The organism is Paenibacillus canaveralius (assembly GCF_047238265.1).
Classification (GTDB): Bacteria; Bacillota; Bacilli; order Paenibacillales; family NBRC-103111; genus Paenibacillus_F.
On sequence record NZ_JBDFMM010000001.1, the window covers coordinates 5,526,555 to 5,545,202 of the forward strand.

13 protein-coding genes and 1 riboswitch are annotated in these 18,648 nt (G+C 56.5%); of the genes, 6 read left to right on the forward strand and 7 right to left on the reverse strand.

Features of this window, described 5'->3' with window-relative positions; translation table 11 throughout:
• Positions 1-39: 39 nt before the first annotated feature.
• From ABC395_RS25030 to ABC395_RS25045, 4 genes are all read right to left on the reverse strand, one after another.
• On the reverse strand, positions 40-1,722 hold the full coding sequence (locus ABC395_RS25030; RefSeq protein ID WP_413006426.1) for a glutamine--tRNA ligase/YqeY domain fusion protein: 1,683 nt from the start codon (positions 1,720-1,722) through the stop codon (positions 40-42).
• Positions 1,723-2,122: 400 nt separating this feature from the next.
• Positions 2,123-2,401, reverse strand: coding sequence for an S-layer homology domain-containing protein (locus ABC395_RS25035; protein ID WP_413006427.1), 279 nt, complete (start codon positions 2,399-2,401; stop codon positions 2,123-2,125).
• 85 nt (positions 2,402-2,486) lie between these two features.
• Positions 2,487-5,351, reverse strand: a complete 2,865-nt coding sequence (locus ABC395_RS25040) for a S8 family serine peptidase (protein WP_413006428.1) — start codon at positions 5,349-5,351, stop codon at positions 2,487-2,489.
• A gap of 547 nt (positions 5,352-5,898) precedes the next feature.
• On the reverse strand, positions 5,899-7,467 hold the full coding sequence (locus ABC395_RS25045) for an NAD(P)H-hydrate dehydratase (RefSeq protein ID WP_413006429.1): 1,569 nt from the start codon (positions 7,465-7,467) through the stop codon (positions 5,899-5,901).
• Positions 7,468-7,707: 240 nt separating this feature from the next.
• On the opposite strand from ABC395_RS25045, the gene ABC395_RS25050 reads away from it, so the two are divergent.
• Together ABC395_RS25050 and ABC395_RS25055 are read left to right on the forward strand one after the other, a co-directional pair.
• A complete protein-coding gene (locus ABC395_RS25050) occupies positions 7,708-8,715 on the forward strand; it encodes a methyltransferase domain-containing protein (protein ID WP_413006430.1) in 1,008 nt (335 codons plus the stop codon).
• A gap of 235 nt (positions 8,716-8,950) precedes the next feature.
• Complete coding sequence (locus ABC395_RS25055; RefSeq protein ID WP_413006431.1) at positions 8,951-9,649, forward strand: class I SAM-dependent methyltransferase; 699 nt, start codon at positions 8,951-8,953, stop codon at positions 9,647-9,649.
• 327 nt (positions 9,650-9,976) lie between these two features.
• On the opposite strand, the gene ABC395_RS25060 is transcribed toward ABC395_RS25055, so the two are convergent.
• Positions 9,977-11,416, reverse strand: a complete 1,440-nt coding sequence (locus tag ABC395_RS25060; RefSeq protein ID WP_413006432.1) for an NAD(P)/FAD-dependent oxidoreductase — start codon at positions 11,414-11,416, stop codon at positions 9,977-9,979.
• A 78-nt stretch (positions 11,417-11,494) separates the two neighbouring features.
• Positions 11,495-11,594: riboswitch (purine riboswitch) on the reverse strand.
• A gap of 323 nt (positions 11,595-11,917) precedes the next feature.
• On the opposite strand from ABC395_RS25060, the gene ABC395_RS25065 reads away from it, so the two are divergent.
• The 3 genes from ABC395_RS25065 (at position 11,918) to ABC395_RS25075 (ending at position 14,590) form a co-directional block, all read left to right on the forward strand.
• Positions 11,918-12,547 carry a DUF3298 and DUF4163 domain-containing protein gene (locus ABC395_RS25065; protein WP_413006433.1) on the forward strand — a complete coding sequence of 210 codons (630 nt, stop codon included), beginning with the start codon at positions 11,918-11,920 and terminating at the stop codon, positions 12,545-12,547.
• A 169-nt stretch (positions 12,548-12,716) separates the two neighbouring features.
• Positions 12,717-13,073, forward strand: coding sequence for a group I truncated hemoglobin (locus tag ABC395_RS25070; RefSeq protein ID WP_413006434.1), 357 nt, complete (start codon positions 12,717-12,719; stop codon positions 13,071-13,073).
• A 200-nt stretch (positions 13,074-13,273) separates the two neighbouring features.
• A complete protein-coding gene (locus ABC395_RS25075; protein ID WP_413006435.1) occupies positions 13,274-14,590 on the forward strand; it encodes a deoxyguanosinetriphosphate triphosphohydrolase family protein in 1,317 nt (438 codons plus the stop codon).
• A 37-nt stretch (positions 14,591-14,627) separates the two neighbouring features.
• On the opposite strand, the gene ABC395_RS25080 is transcribed toward ABC395_RS25075, so the two are convergent.
• Together ABC395_RS25080 and ABC395_RS25085 are read right to left on the reverse strand one after the other, a co-directional pair.
• Entirely contained in the window at positions 14,628-15,671 is a 1,044-nt protein-coding gene (locus tag ABC395_RS25080; protein ID WP_413006436.1) for an EAL domain-containing protein, read from the reverse strand.
• 132 nt (positions 15,672-15,803) lie between these two features.
• A complete protein-coding gene (locus ABC395_RS25085) occupies positions 15,804-16,730 on the reverse strand; it encodes a DUF4846 domain-containing protein (protein WP_413006437.1) in 927 nt (308 codons plus the stop codon).
• Positions 16,731-17,019: 289 nt separating this feature from the next.
• Between ABC395_RS25085 and ABC395_RS25090 the strand changes: the two genes are divergently transcribed.
• Positions 17,020-18,375, forward strand: coding sequence for a dicarboxylate/amino acid:cation symporter (locus tag ABC395_RS25090; protein WP_103995589.1), 1,356 nt, complete (start codon positions 17,020-17,022; stop codon positions 18,373-18,375).
• Positions 18,376-18,648: the final 273 nt, after the last annotated feature.

Genomic DNA, 18,648 nt, shown 5'->3' on the forward strand with positions numbered 1-18,648 from the left:
GCCTTAAGCAGGCCCCGCTCCCTATCCATCCGGCAGGGCTTAAGCCTGCTTGATATCGAAAGAGCTTTTCAGCGATACGGTCAGATTGAAGACCAGATGATCCTTCGTGGAGGCTTTAGGATCGACATTGAAGTACCCGTGGCGGAAGAACTGGAATTTATCGCCGCCTTCGGCATCCTTCATGTTCTCTTCCACAAAGCCGTTCAGAACCTCCAGGGAATTCGGGTTGATCCGGTCGAGGAACGTGCTTCCCTCTTCCTTCTCTTCCTGTTCCGGCAGGACCAGCGGCTCGTAAAGCCGGAATTCGGCCGGCACGGCGCGGCTCGCTTCCACCCAGTGAATCGTTCCCTTCACTTTGCGGCCGGTAAATCCGCTTCCGCTCTTCGTTTCGGGATCGTAAGTGCAGCGGAGCTCGATCACGTTGCCCGCTTCATCCTTAACCGCTTCTTCGCATTTGATGAAGTAGGCGTGCTTCAGGCGCACTTCGTTGCCGGGAAATAAGCGGAAATATTTGCTCGGCGGATTTTCCATAAAATCGTCCTGCTCGATATAAATCTCCCGTGAAAACGGAATTTGACGGACGCCCATCTCCGGGTTCTCCGAGTTGATTTCGGCATCCAGCATTTCCACTTGGCCCTCGGGATAATTCGTGATCACAACCTTGAGCGGTTTCAAAATGCCCATCGTCCGCGGAGCCTTCAGTTTCAGATCTTCCCGGATAAAATGGTCCAGGTATTTCACGTCGACCGTGCTGTCGCTCTTCGTCACGCCGATTTCGCGGCAGAAATTGCGGATCGATTCCGGCGTAAAGCCCCGGCGGCGCAGGCCGGAAACCGTCGGCATACGGGGATCGTCCCAGCCGTCCACAACTCCTTCGTCCACCATCTGCTTCAGGTAGCGCTTGCCCATAATCGTATCCGTCAGCTTCAGCTTGGCGAATTCGTATTGATGAGGCACATGTTCCGTCTCGCACTCCTGGATGACCCAGTCGTAAAGGGGACGCTGGTCCTCGAACTCCAGAGTACAGATGGAGTGGGTAACCGCTTCGCGGGCATCCTCCAGCGGATGCGCGAAAGCGTACATCGGATAGATGCACCAGGCATCTCCCGTACGGTGGTGATGCGCGTGCGAAATGCGGTAAATGACCGGATCGCGCAGATTGATATTCGGCGATGCCATGTTGATTTTCGCCCGAAGGACCATTTCCCCGTCCTTAAACTCGCCTTTACGCATGCGCTCGAACAAATCCAGGCTTTCTTCCGCCGGGCGGTCCCGGTACGGGCTTTCCTTGCCCGGCTCCGTAAGCGTTCCGCGGCCTTCGCGGATTTGTTCCGCATTAAGCTGGCACACGTACGCTTTTCCTTTGCGGATCAGGAGTTGCGCTTTTTCATACATGTAATCGAAATAATCGGAGGCGAAAAAGAGTCCGTCCCAATCGAAGCCCAGCCACTGCACGTCTTCCTTGATCGCCCGGACAAACTCGTCGTCTTCCTTGGCCGGATTCGTATCGTCGAAACGCAGGTTTGTCTTGCCTTTGAATTCGTCCGCGAGCTCGAAGTTCAGGCAGATCGACTTGGCGTGCCCGATATGCAGATACCCGTTAGGTTCGGGCGGAAAACGCGTAACGACCGTATCCACACGGCCCTCGTTAAGATCTTCGATCACGATGTTTTTAATGAAATTGGTGTTGGTTGTATTTGTAGTGCCGCTTTTGTTCTCCATCCGGATCAACCTTTCTTTCTTATCGGAAATCGCTGCCGCAGTCCAATTCGGTATTTGTATTCCATCATACCCATAACAAAGGGAGAGTTCAACCTGCAAAAGACGACCGGCGCTCCTAAGAGTCCACGATTTATCCCGCTGCGGGCTCTTTAGCTCTTTTCAATCCCTGTCACGACCGTACCGTGTATATTCCGCGTTTTTTCCTATGCCGATCAGTATCGCCTGCCCCCGGTTTAAATATCGCTTATTTTTTAAAATGCCACCCGGACCGCACCGGCTTTCCGCTTGTGCGCCAAAACCAAAAACCGCCCGGAGCCGAAGCCCGGGACGGTTTTGGAAGAAAGGAGAACTCCGTAATACTTTTAACGTTCGTTAAAACTTTCAGCGTTCGTCAAAAAAATCAGTATTCCCGCGCGCTCAGCTTGTAAATCACGCTTGCCGATTCCGCACGCGTAGCGCCGTTCAACGGCTTGAAGGTGCCGTCCTCGTAGCCGTCGATCAGGCCGAGCCCGGCGGCCTTCCGCATAAACGGCACCGCCCAGGTCCCCGCCGTGCTTTCGTCCGCGAAAGACGCCGTCTTCGGTACGGGAAGCTCCTCCGGCGCTATGCCGCTGCCGTAAGCGAAGGCCCGCACCAGCATGGCGGCCATCTGCTCGCGCGTGATGGGCTCGTCCGGCATGAAGCGGTCGTCCGTGACGCCGGAGACGAGTCCCGCGCTGTAAGAGCGGGCGATAACGTCGGCGTACCAGGCGCCTTTCGCGACGTCACGGAACTGCTGCTTGCCTTCCGGAGCCTCCGGGGAGCTGTAGCAGACGGGCCAGCATCGCCGCGAACTGGGCGCGTGTCACGCCCGCCTGCGGGACGAAGCGGCTGGCGTCCATTCCGTCCACGATCTGCCGGGCGGCGAGGACCTCCACGGGTCTTTTCGCCCAATGAGCGCTCATGTCCGCAAACGTGCGGCTGACCGCGAAAACGGCCGCGTACGAAGGGCCTTCAACAGCAAACGTCATGCTGTTCTCGTTGTCGGCCCCTTTGACATACTTCCACTCGGAATCGTCGTCCGTGTAAACGAAGGCGCCCATCTTCTCCGGATCGGCCCCCAAATCGGACGCCGCAGCGTGAGCGAGCGTGACGGTCGCGGGCTTTTGGAGATTCCCGATCAACCGGGTACCGGCCGTTATTTTAATCTCCAGGATGGAAGACATAGGCGATGCGTCTTCGGGGTAAGCCGCTGTCAGGCTCTCGGTCGCGTGTGTCCGGCGGAGTGAAATAACCACGTCCTCGCTGCCGTCCGCTTGCAGAGAACCCGGGTCCATCCTCAGCGTTCCTTCGCCGGTCGTAATGAGCAGCCCTTTGGACTGGCCGCTTCCGAAGAAGGATGCCGGGAGATGAACCTTCGCACCCGCGGTGTTGTCCTTCCCGGAAGAGAGAGCCCCCACCCCGATTAGAGTTACATCGGGATTTTTAAGCAGCGGCTGCAAATTCTCGTCGGCGACCTTCACATCCAGCATGGCATAGCCTTTTTCCTGGATCACGGTGGAGTCCGTCTTCACAGCCGTGGCGGTTTCCTGCGAAGGCTGTCCGGTTCCGTCCCCTCCGCCGGTATTCCCCCCGCTTATCGCGATATCATAGCGGTAGGTCCGGACTTCGCTCACGGCTCCGCCTGCCGCCGAGATGACTCTCAGCGTTTGTGTCCGGGAAATCTCGATCGGACCGGTATAAACGGCTGACTGCACGGTGGGGGCCGCTCCCGTCAGGGTGTAATAGATTTTGGCGCCGGGATCGGCTGCGGTCAGCGTGACTTTCTGTGTACCCGTGTAGCTCCCGCTCCGAAGACTGGCCTGGGGAGCTTGAGGGTTCTTCCGGAACGTAAGCTCGCCGCTCACCCAGAGCGGACTCTTCTCATCGTTATAAGCAACAAGCAAATATTTGCCGGCTTTATCCGGCTTGTATGTAAGAGAAGCTTTTCCTTGACTGGCTTGAAACGTTAACGTTTTGACGAACTGGGGCTCCGTGCCGTTCGACGTGTAAGCGAACAAATCCGCCTTGCCCGCCCCTCCCGCGCCTGCCGCAAGAGAACCGTCTTTGTTAAGAAGCCGGATATCGGCCCTAAGCTCGCCCGTTTCGGTCAGATTCGTGCTTCCGTCAACCGCCTGGATGCTTACACGGGGTGTTTCCATAGCTTTCTTGACGTCGATAAGCCCGGCCCCGTATTCATCGTCAAAGCCCGGGGGCCCCAGATCCTGGGCCGTTTCGGAAATAATACGGCCTACGCGCTCCACCCTTTCGGAAGTGGAGAGATCATCCAGACCGGCATCCCCTGCGAGGATGAGAGCGGCAAGTCCGGACACCATCGGAGCCGCCATCGAAGTGCCGTTGCGCCCCGTGTAGCCGTTGCCTTTATCCGTGCTGTAGATGTCCACGCCCGGTGCGGTCACGCTTAGGCTGCTGCCGGAGTTGGAGAAATCCGCCACGATAAATTCCGTTTGGGGATACCAGTCGACGGCACCTACCGCAATGACTCCCGGCAGCTTGGCCGGAAAGGCCACATCCTTCACGAACCGGTGGGCCAGCGGATCCTCGCTGCCTTTTACCTGGTCCAGTTCTCCCGTGTCGCTGCCCGTCCAGTGATTGCTTTCGTTGCCTGCGGCGGAAACGACGATCACGCCTCTCTGCAGGGCATATTGTACCGCCTCTTCCATAACCCGGGAGGAGCTCCCCGAAGTCAGGCTGAGATTGACTACATCCGCTCCGTGATCTACGGCCCAATAAATGCCCTCGGTAATGACGTCCGTTCTTCCGTATCCCTCGCTGTCGAGCACCTTAACCGGCATAATTTTGGCCCCGGCGGCCACTCCGGCAATTCCGACATCATTGTCCTTCGGTGCGGCGGCAATCCCCGCCACATTCGTGCCGTGACCGTTATCGTCCCGTGTATTCGGCGTGTTGTTGACGAAATTGTATCCTTCCACGAGACTGCCTTTCAGATCGTCATGGGACGGGTCAACGCCCGTATCGACAACAGCGATCACAACACCGGACAGCTTGGCCTCCGCCGCACCGGTATCCGCGAGATCCGACTGGATCGCCCGGTACCACCACTGCTGCTCCACATAAGGATCGTTCGGTACGAAAGCCGCTTTAGCGGGCGAATCCGCCGCACTTGCGGAACCCGTCGTTGACCGTGACGCAGCGCCCCGCCCTTCTCCCCCGTTCGTTCCGGAGGTTTTCGTTTCGGCGGCCCATACGGGATAAACGGGTTCGACGAAATCAACTTCGGGATCGTTCTCCAGTTCCTCAAGCACGTCCGAAACCGGCTCCGATTTGGGAAATTCCATCGTGACCAGACCTTTCGGTCCTGCACGCTGCTTGTATTTCGAACTCGGCGGATCGGGAAGGTCCGCTTTCTTTTCGGGCCCCATCAAACCTTGCATACTCATCGTATCCGCTTTTTCTTTGTATTTGACGATAACCTGGCCGGGCAGCGCTTCCTTCAAAGCCTGCGGTCTTTCGTAACGGGGAGTCGATCCGCTTTTTTTCAAGCCGGGTTGGGACTCCGCTCCGAATGCCGGGACATACAGACTTAGGGCCAACAACACGGCAAGCGCCAGCAGACTTATTTTTCGCATACAAAAAAACCTCCAAACCTCACATCGCGATCCTTAATAGGCATTCGCTTCCGGTCCCGGAATTCCTGCCTCATCCCCACTTTTGTAAATAAACGGAATATATGAAAAGGAATTCTTCTTTCATCTCGCTCTAAGACATGCAAATTGTTGCAGGAACTCATTATGGAGCTATTCTCCCGAAGACACATTATATCCTGCATGAAAAGTTCTTCCCTATCTTCCGGCGCACGAGATAAACGGCCGGCACCGGCCCGTTTTCGTCTTACACGCCGCCTTTCATGTCGAGTGCGGTTTCCGGAGAGCGGTGCGGTGCGGCATACGGTTGTTACCTGTGCAGTACCGGCAGGACACAGTGTAGCGGCGTATCATGGCGGTCATGCAAGCCGGCGCGGAACGCATACTGCACCCCCTCGTACGCCGATCACTCATGACAACGCCGGCAACCAAACAGCCTTCGAACCGGCAGTTGGGCCTATTTCAGCCGCCCATCCGGATCAGAGGCATACGTATCCGCAGCAGAGAAGTCCCCGAAAGCTGCGGATACCGCCTAAAAGAAGCGGACACCGGATCTCTTCCGTTTTCCTTCCGCGCCCCCCTCATCACCGTAAATATGCCGGAATGCTCCCGGGATGCTTTCGATTACGTCGCTGGCCAGCACATCGGCAAGGGAGTGGCGTTCCTCCGTCAGCAGACTGGCAGCGAGCCCGTGGATAAACACCGCATTGCTGACGGCCTCCAGAACGTCCTCGTGCTGAAGAAGAAACGCGGCCGCTATGCCGGTGAGCACATCGCCGGAGCCGCCCTTGGCCAGTGTGGCGCTGCCCGTCGTGTTGACGTGCTGCGTGCCGTCCGGGGCCGCCACGATCGTATGCGGCCCCTTCAGGACGACATAGGCGCCGGTCTCGGCCGCAAAGCGGGCGGACACGCCGAACCTGTCGTCCTCTACCGCCGCGGCGGTGCTGCCTGTGAGCCGGGCCATTTCGCCCGGATGGGGCGTCAGCACCGTCGGCCTGGTGCGCTTCCGCAGCAGCGGCAGAAGCTCTGCGGCGTGGAACAGGGCGTCCGCATCCAGCAGGACCGGCACGTCCTGGCGCAGCACCTCTTCCACGACAGCCCGGCCGCCCGCCGTGCGGCCGAGGCCGGGGCCCGCGGCGATGAGGCCGAAGGAGGCGCCGCCCAGCGGCAGCCCGCCCCGGAAGTAACCGTCCTCCGACGGTGAAGGCAGGTACATCGCCTCCGGGTAATGCCCTGCCGCAATCGCGTGGATGCAGTCCGGCACGGCCGCCGTCACGAGACCGGCTCCGCTTCGAAGAGCCGCGCGTGAAGCAAGCACGACGGCTCCGGGCATCGGCAGGGACCCGCCGGCCACCAGCAGCCTGCCGTGCGTCCCCTTGTGGGAGGACGCTTCCCGGCGCGGCAGAGTCCGCCGCACGTCCGCCAGCGTCCACAGGGCGCGGCGGGGCAGGCCCGCGGCCGCGGCAGGCGGGATGCCGATGTCGGCGACGAGCAGCTCTCCGACGTAAGAAGCCGACGGGTTCGTGAACGCCCCGAGCTTCGGGTACTGGATGGTCACGGTGGCATCCGCCCGGACGGCCGCTTCGACGGGCCCGCCGTCCGCGGGAACACCGCTCGGGAGATCGATCGCGTAGATCTCCGCGCGCTGCCCGTTGATCTTCCCGATGAGCTTCCCGTACGGCTCGCGGAGAGGGCCGTTCACCCCGATGCCGAGCAGGGCGTCGACAATGGCGTCCGCCCGCTCAAGCTCGCGTTGCAGCTCGGCCTCGGAGCCTCTGTAATCGGAAGCGGCGTAGCCTGATTTTTCGTAAACGGACAAAGCGGCCGCAGCGGCCCCTCTGATTTTGTCTCTTGGCGGAATCAGCCACAGAGAGACGGTCCGGCCGTGCGCCTTCAGAACTCTGGCAATCACGATTCCGTCTCCGCCGTTGCTTCCCGCCCCGGAAAGCACGACAACCTTCGCCTCCGGCGGAATCCGTTCCAGCAGAAGGGAAGCGGCCGCCCGGCCCGCGCTTTCCATGAGCGTGTCGGCGCTTAATCCGATAAGGTTTACGGCTTGACGGTCGATTTCATACATTTCTTCGCCTGATACGATTCGCATCGCTCGGACCTCCTTAGACGGTGTGTTCGGTTCGGAAGAAAATCCCGTCTACTCTTTTATTCTATTTAATCCTCTACTAAACAGTATAAAAGGCCGACTCGCAAAATTAAACTTTCTGACAGTTTCACGGACTGCTCCTTTAAAAAAGGTTTACTTTAACGTTACGGGAAGGTTTACGATGGAGGAAGAGAAAGGTCAAATTCCGGCGCTCGGCCGGTTGAAATACGGGAGGAAACCGGTATGCATATCAAGGAAGCCGCCAAACGACTGGGAATATCGGCTCGGGCTATCCGCTTTTATGAAGAAAAGGGGTTGGTCGCACCCCGCAAGGAACTCTCCAGCGGTTACCGCTCTTTTACCGAACAAGAAATCTGGAGGCTGCAGACGATCGTCGCTCTGCGCGAATCCGGCATGTCCGTAAGCGGTATTCAAGCCGCTCTGGTGCAGGTGGAACGGGGCGGGCACGAGGAACTGCTCCATTATCTGGAGCTGCAGCGCTCGGTCCTGTACGCCCGCATGCTGGAGACCAGGCAAACCCTGCAGACGACCGATCATATGATCGGGCTCTTGCAGCGGAGCCGGGGGCTTCCCCTGGAGGAATTTTACCGGCTGGCCCAGGATTCCCGCGAAGTCCGGGAGCTCCGCAACTGGGAGGACCGCTGGAACTTCGACGAGCTGGCTTCTTCCCACGACAAGCGGGTATGGAGCGGAGATTCGGCCTATCCCGGTTACCGGGAGGCACTGGAACGGACCGTGGAGGAAATCAATCCGGTACCCGGAGAAACGGGGCTTGATCTGGGCACCGGGACCGGCAATCTCGCCGGATTGTTGATGGAACGCGGAGCGGTCATGAACGGAATCGACCAATCCAAGGAAATGCTTCGTATTTGCCGCTCCAAATTTCCGGACATGGCGGCCAAAATCGGTAATTTCCTCGCTATTCCCTATACGGAAGGGCAGTTCGATTTTGTGGTAAGCAGCTTTGCGTTTCACCATTTGTCCGGCAGGCAGCAGCTACTGGCGCTGAGCGAAATGGCCAGGGTGCTGAAGCCGCAGGGCCGCCTAGCGATCACGGGATTCATAACCAGGAGTCCCGGCGGAAAAGTTCCGGCAGGCCAAGATCGTTTGGATTCGACGGCGTGTGAATTGGATTTTTTGGACTGGTTTGCTCCAAACGGGTTTGAAAGCAAATGTCTCAAGCTTTCACCCGAGCTTTATCTGGCGGCGGCCCGGCGCGGGTTTATGTAGTACAGGGGCTTCACCGGAAAGGACCGGGGGCCGGGCGGCTTTCCGTCTTGTACAGTCATGCTCACTTATGCTCACTTATGCTCGCTTATTCTCACCAATGCTATGTCATGCTATGTTATACTCCGTCATGCTCCATTTTCCCTACTCCCCCCTTGACCTTACCGCTGCGTTAAAGCTTAGGGTGTAGTAGGAATCTCATTCCACATTCTTATTACGCAATGGAGGAACGAACCGCATGCCCGACCATACCGACATTTACCTCAATCAGACTCATCTGTACGACCGGATGATCTCCAGACAGCCCGGCTTGGCGGAAAGGATAGAACGTATCCGGCCGTATGAAGGGCTGGATATCGTGGACCTTGGGGCGGGAACGGGCCGCCTGACGGCCGTTTTGGCGCCGAAGGCCGCATCGGTCACCGCCCTGGACGCTTCTTCCGGCATGCTGGAGATCACCGCCTCCAAGCTCCGGCAGGCAGGGCTGACGAACTGGCGCTGCACGGCCGCCGACCACCGCAGCCTCCCTCTGGCGGATGACTCCGCCGATCTTCTCGTCTGCGGCTGGAGCCTCTGCTACCTTGCAGGCTCGGACGTCCCGGACTGGGAAGCAAACGTGGCGCAAGCTCTTGCCGAGATGAGAAGGGTGCTGCGTCCCGGAGGAACTCTCATTCTGCTGGAAACGATGGGCACCGGCACTGAGGTTCCGGACCCTCCCGCGTTCCTGAAGCCTTACTATGCGCTGCTGACGCAGAAATACGGCTTTGCCCACGAGACGTTCCGCCTGGACTACTCCTTTGCCTCCCTGAATGAAGCCGAAGAAATGGCACGCTTCTTCTTCGGAGAGGAGCTGGCGGCGAAAACCGTGCGCAACGGATGGGTAACACTCCCGGAGTGCGCCGGAATCTGGTGGCTGCATATGCCGGCAGGTACGTAGACGAGTAACGTTTTTCGCACCGCTTGATGCAGTGCCCCCTCCGCCTATTCCTTATAGCACGCTGTTTTCGCTGGCTGTTTCCAGAAGAGTGCCCCACATGAGCGGCTCCCCTATGACAGCCCTCTCCTATCCCATCCGGCCGGCGGCATGCGCACCAAAAAAGCCCTGCAGACGATATTCCGTCTACAGGGCTTACCTCATTCCCAGAAAGCCGCGCAACCCGAAGGACGCGCCCCGCGTCCGCTCGTACGATTCGCATCGCAGCACAGGGTATGCCGGCGGCAGGTCAGCCCGGCGATCTTCACCCCGCTTAAAGCCCGCTCAGGCTTAGCCTTGAGCCCGTTCCGCTACGGCACGGGCGATCCATACGCCCGCCGCACCCGCCTGGGCCAGTCCCCGCGTTACGCCCGCTCCGTCCCCGCCGCAGTACAAGCCGGCGATTTCGGTTTCGAGCTGTTCGGTGAGCTTCGGACGGGCGGAATAGAATTTCGCCTCTACGCCGTAAAACAGCGTATGCTCGGACGCGATGCCGGGCGTTACTTTTTCCAGCGCTTCTACCATTTCGACCAGACTCTTCATCGTATTGTAAGGAAGAACGAGTCCCAGATCGCCGGGAACGGCCTCTTTCAACGTAGGCTCCAGGAATCCTTCCTTGATCCGGCCTTCGGTAGAGCGGCGGCCGCGGATAATATCGCCGTATTTCTGTACGATGACGCCTCCGTTGGAAAGATCGTTGGCACGTTTGCAAATCTCCCGGGCGTATTCGTTCGGTTTATCGAACGGCTCCGTAAACTGATGCGAGACCAGCAGGGCGAAGTTCGTGTTCCGCGAACCGAGCGCCGGATCTTTGTATGCGTGGCCGTTGGCCGCCATGACGCCGCTGTGATTTTCCACGACAACATGTCCCGAAGGATTGCTGCAGAAGGTGCGGACACGGGTGCCGACCGACGTGTTGAAAATGAATTTGCCTTCGTAAAGATGCTTGTTGATTTCCTGCATCACCACATCGGACGTTTCCACGCGGACACCGACGTCGACCTGGTTGTTGTACATTTTCAGGCGGCGCTTGCGCAAAACGGTCGTCAGCCAGGCAGAACCGTCCCGGCCGGGCGCCACGATCACGGAATCGGCTTCGATCTCTTCCCCGCCGCTGAGCACAATGCCCCGGATCTTATGGCCTTCGGCCGTTTTGCTCGTCAGCAGATCGGCTACTTCTGTTTTGAAACGCATGTCCACTTTCGTTTTCAGGTACGTATTGATCGAGCGGAGAATTTCAAGATTCTGCTCCGTTCCGAGATGGCGGACTTGCGCCCGGAGAAGCTTGAGTCCCGCCGCATAGGCGCGGTTCTCAATGGAGGACACGACGTCCGTTAGCGGGTCCGTCAGCGTCTGCTGGGCGCCGTGTTTCAGGTTGATGTCATCCACATACCGGATGAGATCCAGCACGCGGGAAGGCGGCAGATAGTCCGTCAGCCAGCCTCCGAATTCCGTCGTGATATTGAACTTGCCGTCACTGTAAGCTCCCGCTCCGCCGAAACCTGCGGTAATCGAGCATGCGGGCAGACAGCCCGCGAATTCCTTCCGTCCCGCGGCAGGCGGACACAGTTTGATCTTCTCTTCAAGGATCGGACAGCGGCGGCTGTCGATGTCATGCCCTTTATCTACTAGCAGCACTTTAAGGTGCGGTGATTTTAATGAAAATTCATAGGCAGCGAATATCCCGGCCGGTCCGGCCCCTACAATAATGACGTCGTAACGGTTGCTCATGATCGTATCCCCCAGTCAGTTATGAAAGGTATCAGGTTTTAAGCCGGGCGCACAAAAAAATCCCGGCCTTCGAATGGTACGGAAAAACCGTCCATTCGTAGCCAGGAATTTCCGGTTCCTTGTAGAGACCTCTGGCCCGTATTGCCAAAGATATACGAATAGGTAAAACGTAAATTAAGTTGTTTACGGGACAATTGCCCCTTAAACAGGTTAACGAAATTCATGTCCGAAGTCAACCTAAATCCCATTAAATATTCGGTTTATTTTTTGTAAAAGACGATTTTACATAGAAACAGCTCAATTAAACGACCAAAACACGAACATTAAAAAGAAAACACCATATAACTAGCCGATAGCCACATCGCAATCGCCGACACCCTGCCCAGTACCGCCGTAAACCGGGCGGAACCTCTTTCAAGGCGGTTTGCATGACCGGACGTCTAAAAACCTTTTTTCCGCAATAGGTTTAGCATGAGACGATATCCGGAAAGGAAGAAGAGCATGACCTCCTTATTCCAGCTTCCCGTGCAGGTAGAAACCGAAACCGACGTATCCCCGGGTGTGACGATCTATACGCCGAGACTTTCGGGTCTCCCGAATGCCGCCGCGCAGAAAAAATTGAACGCCGCGTTCTCCGATCTTACGTCTTCCCTCGTTTACGAACAGAAAAAATATCAGACTGGTACCCTTCGGGAAATGATGGGGCATTATGAGGTGAAGACGAACGAGAGAGGGCTGCTCAGCCTGATCGCCACTAATTATGCCTATTCGGCTCCCATGGCCCATGGCTATACCGTTGCGGAATCTCTTACATGCGATGTAAATTCCGGCCGTTTTTTCACCCTCTCACAGCTTTTCAAGCCCGGAAGCGGCTACGTGGAACTGCTTTCGCAGCACGTAAGGGTCCAGCTTCAACGGCGGAAACTGCCCCTGCTCCATCCTCCGTTCAAATCCGTCTGGCCCGATCAAAACTTTTATTTGGCGGACAAAGCGCTGGTGCTCTATTTCGATCTTCTTGAAATCACTCCCTATTACGTCGGTTTCCCCATGTTCCCTGTCTCGGTATATGATCTGCTTCCCATTGCGGCAGAAGGGGGGCCTCTGGACATCTTGTCGGTAGACGTTACCTAGTCAGAATCCGCACGGTACGGGTTGAACGGCAGCCTCTGAAACGGGGCTGCTTTTTCGTGTTCCGTTACAAGGGGATAGAGTCCGTCAATGAAGGACAGGATTTTTTGAGATTTTAATGTTCAGGAGGGTAATATAAGAGAGCAAGACCCTACCTAGGAGGCGATAAATAATGGAAACCAGTTTATACGAAAAACTTGGCGGAAAAGACGTAATCGGCAAGGTTGTGGAGGATTTTTACAAGCGCGTCATGGAGGACGAATCCGTCAATCATTTCTTCAGGGATACGGATATGGCGAAACAGCTGCGTCATCAGACGGCTTTCATCAGCTACGCGCTCGGCGGCGCTCCCTACACGGGAAGATCGATGGCCGCAGCCCATACGGGACTTAATCTGCAGCCGGAGCATTTCGACAGCATTGTCCGTCATCTGCAGGCCTCTTTGCGGCATTTCGGAGTTACGGAGGACGATATCCGTCAAATCACGGATAAAGTGGGATCCCTGAAAGGCGATATCCTTTATAAATAAAACGGATGCGGGCCGGGCCCGGTATTTCCCCGAAATTCCGGCCGATAACTCCCTTCCCCCCGCCCGCTGCGGTCTGGACGAAGGTTCCCTGAATCTTTGTCCTCTTTTCCCGCGGGGAGCGGATGTGCTACAATTTGCAAAACGTCTTCACGTGTAAGAATTACTCACATATAGAGAAAGCAGGAAGGGGGAAGCAGTGGATGGATATGCGCAAGTACCGTTTGGATGAACCCGCTCTGGGGACATTCAGCGAAGAACGGGACGAATACGAGCGCGATTACGCCCGTCTTATCCAGTCTCCGGTGTTCCGCCGGCTGCAGGGCAAATCGCAGGTATTCGGTGCAGGGACCGGTGACTATTACCGGACGCGGCTCACTCATTCCATCGAGGTTTCGCAGATTGCCCGCGAGGTTGCCCGGCGTATGAGAAAACAATACGCGTTTTGCATCGGCGGGGAGCATCCCGGCCTGATGATCGATCCTGCGGTCGTGGAATGCGCCTCGCTCGCGCACGATTTGGGACATCCTCCGTTCGGCCATAAAGGCGAGGAAGTGCTTAATCATCTCCTTGGGGAGGAGCACGGTCTCTCCTACGAAGGAAACGCGCAGAACTTCAGGATTTTGACGTTTCTGGAGAAGCGCGCCGGCAGCGACAGCGGCCTCGATTTGACGGCCGCCGTGCTGTTGGCCATCAACAAATACCCGTACAGCCTGGAAGAGCCGGGACGGCTCAAGGGCGTGTACGGGATGGAATGGGAGGGCATCCGGCAGCTCCGGGACATGTGGAACATGCCGGAAGGCTGCCCGACGCTGGAAGCCCAGCTCATGGATTTGTGCGACGATATCGCCTATTCCACGCACGATATCGAGGACGGCATCCGCGCCGGCAAAATCCAGATGAACCGCTCCTTCTTCGAAGACGACCGGCTGATCGGGCACCTCGTCCAGGAAATCGTGAACGATCAGGGCAACCTTGAAGTCGGCTGGGAGCAGGTGGACATCGCCGCGATGGTGAAGCAGGTGCTCGCCTCGTATCTGGAGCAGTGGGAGCTCATCTACGCCCAATGCGACCGGGAAGCCTCGCGCACGCGCCGAGAGATGAAAGCCCGCTGGGTCAGCTCCTTCGCCGGCAGAGTCGGCATCATCGACGACCCGGATAAAGGCTGGAAGCGCGTCACGTTCGTGCGCGAAGGCCGTCAGGACCTTGATCTTCTCCGCACGATGGAGATCATCAAGAAGCTCGCCTGGGTCACGCTGGTCAAGGACTTCCGCGTCCAGCGGCTCCAGAAGCGCAGCGAAATCATCATCCGCCGGCTGTGGGACAGCTTTAAGGTTCCCGATCACGGGCAGCTTATTATTCCCCCCGACTGGATCGAGAACTATGAGCGCCACCGCTCCGTCTGGTCTTGGCCCCGTCTGGTCGCCGACTATATCTCCGGCATGACCGATGCCTATGCGGAGAAAGTCGCCGCCGAGCTCTACGCGAGCAAATCCGGTTCGATTTACGAGATGGACTAAGCGGTCGTCCCGCTTATTTAGACGAAAGACTGTATATTTATGCAGGCCTGGACGGCAGAACCCTCAGCGGCTGCGGCTCCGGCTTGCCGAAGTAGTAGCCCTGAAACCATTCGTACCCCAGATCCCGGAGACATTCCAGATCGTCGCGGTCCTCGATTCCTTCCGCGAGCGCACGGGAATTAAGCTCCTGAGTCATTCTTGCCACAGCGCGTGCGACGCGCTGTTTTCCTTTGTCCTTACTGACGCCCCGGCAAAATTCAAGCGCCAGCTTCACAACGTCCGGTTCCAGCTCGGAAAGGACCTGCAGGCTGTTAAAACCCGTTCCGACATCATCCAGTGCATAGCGGAAGCCATGTTTTTTGTAAAAAGCCAAGATGCTTCTCAGGTGATCCATATTGTTGATTTCTTCGCTCTCCACCACTTCGAAAACGATCGATTCGGGATTTACGCCCGTTCTCTCCACCATCTCAACCGTCGATTGAAGACAATGAACGGGATTGTAGATGGACGTTGGGAGGAAGTTGATGAAAATCAGCCCGTCATCCAGGCCGCCCGCGTTCCGGACCGCTTCCAGACGGCACGTGCGGTCCAGCGCGAACAGGCGGTCTCTCGCTTTAGCGGCCTGAAACAGCTGAACCGGCGGAATCAGCCCGCCGTCCTGCGCGGTTCCCCGCGAAAGCAGCTCGTAGCCGATAATGGAACTGTCCACCCCGTCGAAAGAAACGATAGGCTGGTAAAATGTCCGGATAGAACGGTTAGTGATGACATCGTCAATCCAATGGGCATCTCTTTCTTCCTTGAAAAATTGGACGGGCTTGAGCTTGTCCAGTCCCTGCAAGGGATCATGCTTGTCCGCACGCACGGCCCGGATATTGGCATATTCCAGATGGGCGGTCACATAATCGAGCATGGCGTTGAACAGGGATTCGTGCATCCAATACAGCCGTGAATCGATTTTATCCCACTGATCCGCCGGGTATTCCGGCAAATAGGCATCCAGAAAAACGGAAGATTCCCTTCCGCCAAAATAGACCGTGTAGCCGCGCTCCCCAACGAAGCATTTCGAACAAAAGTTTTGCATGACAAGCGCTCCCTATGTCACATAATGGATGGATTTACGTCTATCTTACTTAATAAACGTTCTAGTTTACAACCTTTAAGGATAAAATTTCATTTTATTGAGGATTTCAGGTTTGAAAACGGTTTTTACTTCCTAATTCCCCTGAAATCTCCTTAAACTGTTTTCGCCGAATTCCCACTCCGGCGTTTTCAGACCGCCTCCTTCTTTAAGCGTGTACCAAGGGCTCTGAGCGGGATTCTCCGGATTCGCCAAAATTTGCGTCTCCTGGGCGGGCGTGTAGCTTTGAGCCAGCATAAACAGCGTCTCCCCCGTCGTCTTATTCACCGCCGTATCCACGACAATGACCGCATGTCCCGGCGATCCCCCGATAATAAACACATCTCCCGGCTTCACACCGCTTTTCTTGACCGGTATCAGCTCTTTTTCCAGCGATAACGTTCCCGCATAGGCAAAAACCACATCCATAAACTTGCGGAATCCCTCCTGGCTGTTATCGGCTCCAGCATTTTTTACCCACGACGCCTGATTTCCATTCATCTTAATCCGATATCCGTTCATCCATTTTGAATACTCGGCTTTAAACCCGTTCACAAAGTTAAAATGAATCTCCCCGTACTGCTTCCGCTCGAATAAATATTGGGCACGCAGCAGCATGACCGCATCGGCGCACTGATGCAGATCGCGGCTGCCGATCGGAATATCGACCACCGCCTCATAGACCCCCGGCTTGTTTTTCTCGCGTCCGTCGAACAGATGAACGACCGAACCGTCCGGCTTCAGCTTCAGTCCCCGTAAAAAGGCGGCAAAACTTCCCGGCCCGGCCTCCGTGCGTTCGAATCCTTTCGGCACTTTGAACCGCTCCTGTAAAGTGGCGCCTTCGGGCAGTACGATGGCGGCGTTCTTTGCGGCTGCAGCCCGTTCCTTGCCGGCCTCTTCGGCAGCCTTCTTTGCAGCCCCATCCGGGGAACCGGCCGATTCGCAAGCGGACGCTCCCAGCGCGAGGACGAGCAGGCCGAGCAGCGCGCTTTTTCTCCATTTATCGACTCCTGTAAAGGACATCCTTATCGTCTCCTTTGAACTCTTTTCTTCATTATAATGGATGCTAGAATTTATTTACAAAAGATGAAATGAAATCTAGTCTTTCTATGCGCGGTTCCAAAACACCCTCAACCCCAGGCTGAATATTTTCTCACGCCCGCCCCTCTTTCCGCTCTTCTATTCCGGCGATCCTTTACATAGATTTGAAAAATAACTTGAAAATTGCCGCTTGACGTTTAGGAGTTCCGGTAGTACGATACATATCATTAATCCCGACTAAACTTATGAGCATTAAGGGGGAACAGGCTTCATGAATAACAACTTGATCAAAGCTTTCGAGACCAACTGGATTTCCCTGGTTGTTTCTCTGGTTATTATCGTCTTTCTTCATTTCCTGGCCAAAAAACGCGTTAGCTTCGGCTACCGCGTCCTGATCGGTCTCGGTATCGGCCTTATCGTAGGATTTATTTTCAACACCTACAAAATCGACGCAAAAAGCGTCAGCACGATCGGTACGATCTACGTCAATCTCATCAAAATGATGGTGATTCCGCTCGTAGTCGTGCTCGTCATCAACAGTATCGCCGGTCTTTCCAACCTCGGACAGCTCCGCAAAATCGGGCTGAAAACGATCGGGCTGTTCCTGGCGACAACCGGTATCGCCGCCTTGATCGGGCTGCTTGTCGCCCTCGTGTTCGATCCGGGTTCCGGTATTCCGCAAGGCACGCTTAAAGATTTCAAACCGAAAGAAATCCCGACGTTCTCCCAGGTTATCCTGGATCTCGTCCCGTCGAATCCTTTCAATGAAATGGCGACCGGCAAAGTCGTTCCGGTTCTGATCTTCGCGATCTTCGTGGCGGTTGCCATCGTTCATATCGGTTCCAAGAAGCCCGATGCCGTCAAACCCGTGAAAGACCTGATCGCTTCGCTGGCTCAAGTGCTTCACCAGGTGATCAAGTACGTTATCCGCCTCACTCCATACGGCGTATACGCACTGATCGCAGCTATGTCCGCCAAGTACGGCGTGGATACTCTGAAGCCGCTGATCATGCTCATTCTGGCCACGTACACGGCGCTTCTGCTTCACTTCATCATCACGTTCGGCGGTCTGGTTACGTTCGTGGCCAAGGTTAACCCGTTCAAGTTCTTCCGCAAGGCTTACCCGACGATCGCCGTTGCTTTCACCACCCGCAGCAGCTACGCGACACTCCCGGTTAACCTGGAAGTCCTGACGAAAAGACTGCGCGTATCTCCGCGTATCGCCAGCTTCGTGGCTCCGCTCGGCGCGACGATCAACATGAACGGCTGCGGCGGCGTATGGCCCGCTGTCGTTGCGATCTTCGTCGCAGGCGTCTATCACATTCCGCTGAGCGTGTCCGATTACATTCTGATCGTGCTCGTCAGCATGATTTCCTCCGTCGGCGTTGCCGGCGTACCCGGACCGGCTGCCATCTCGACGACGGTCGTTCTGACCGCTCTCGGTCTGCCGCTCGAAGGTCTCGGCCTGACTCTCGCGATCGACGCGATCGTCGATATGGGCCGTACGGCCATCAACGCTACGGGCACCACGGTGTCCACGCTGATCGTGGCCAACTCCGAAGGCGAATTCGACCGCGCGTCCTTTGACCGCGACGAAGAGGATGAATTGGAATTGAACCCGTCCTAAGCGGGACGTTAAAAAGGGCAGACTCCGGTCTGCTCTTTTTTATTTGCCTGTACCGCATGAAACCGGGAGAGGACCGGCCTGCATCCGGCCGCTTTTTTTGTCCCCGCCTCTGTTCCCATTCCCTGCTTGCCAAAACCGCCCGGTGTTGTTAACATCGTGATTCCCTGTTTAAATATACAAATGAGGGAGCCTGCGACCGATAATGGGTATGTCTGGGAGGCAGCTAAGCAATACTAACATCAACTCTGTATGGAGACAGGAGACACAGAAACG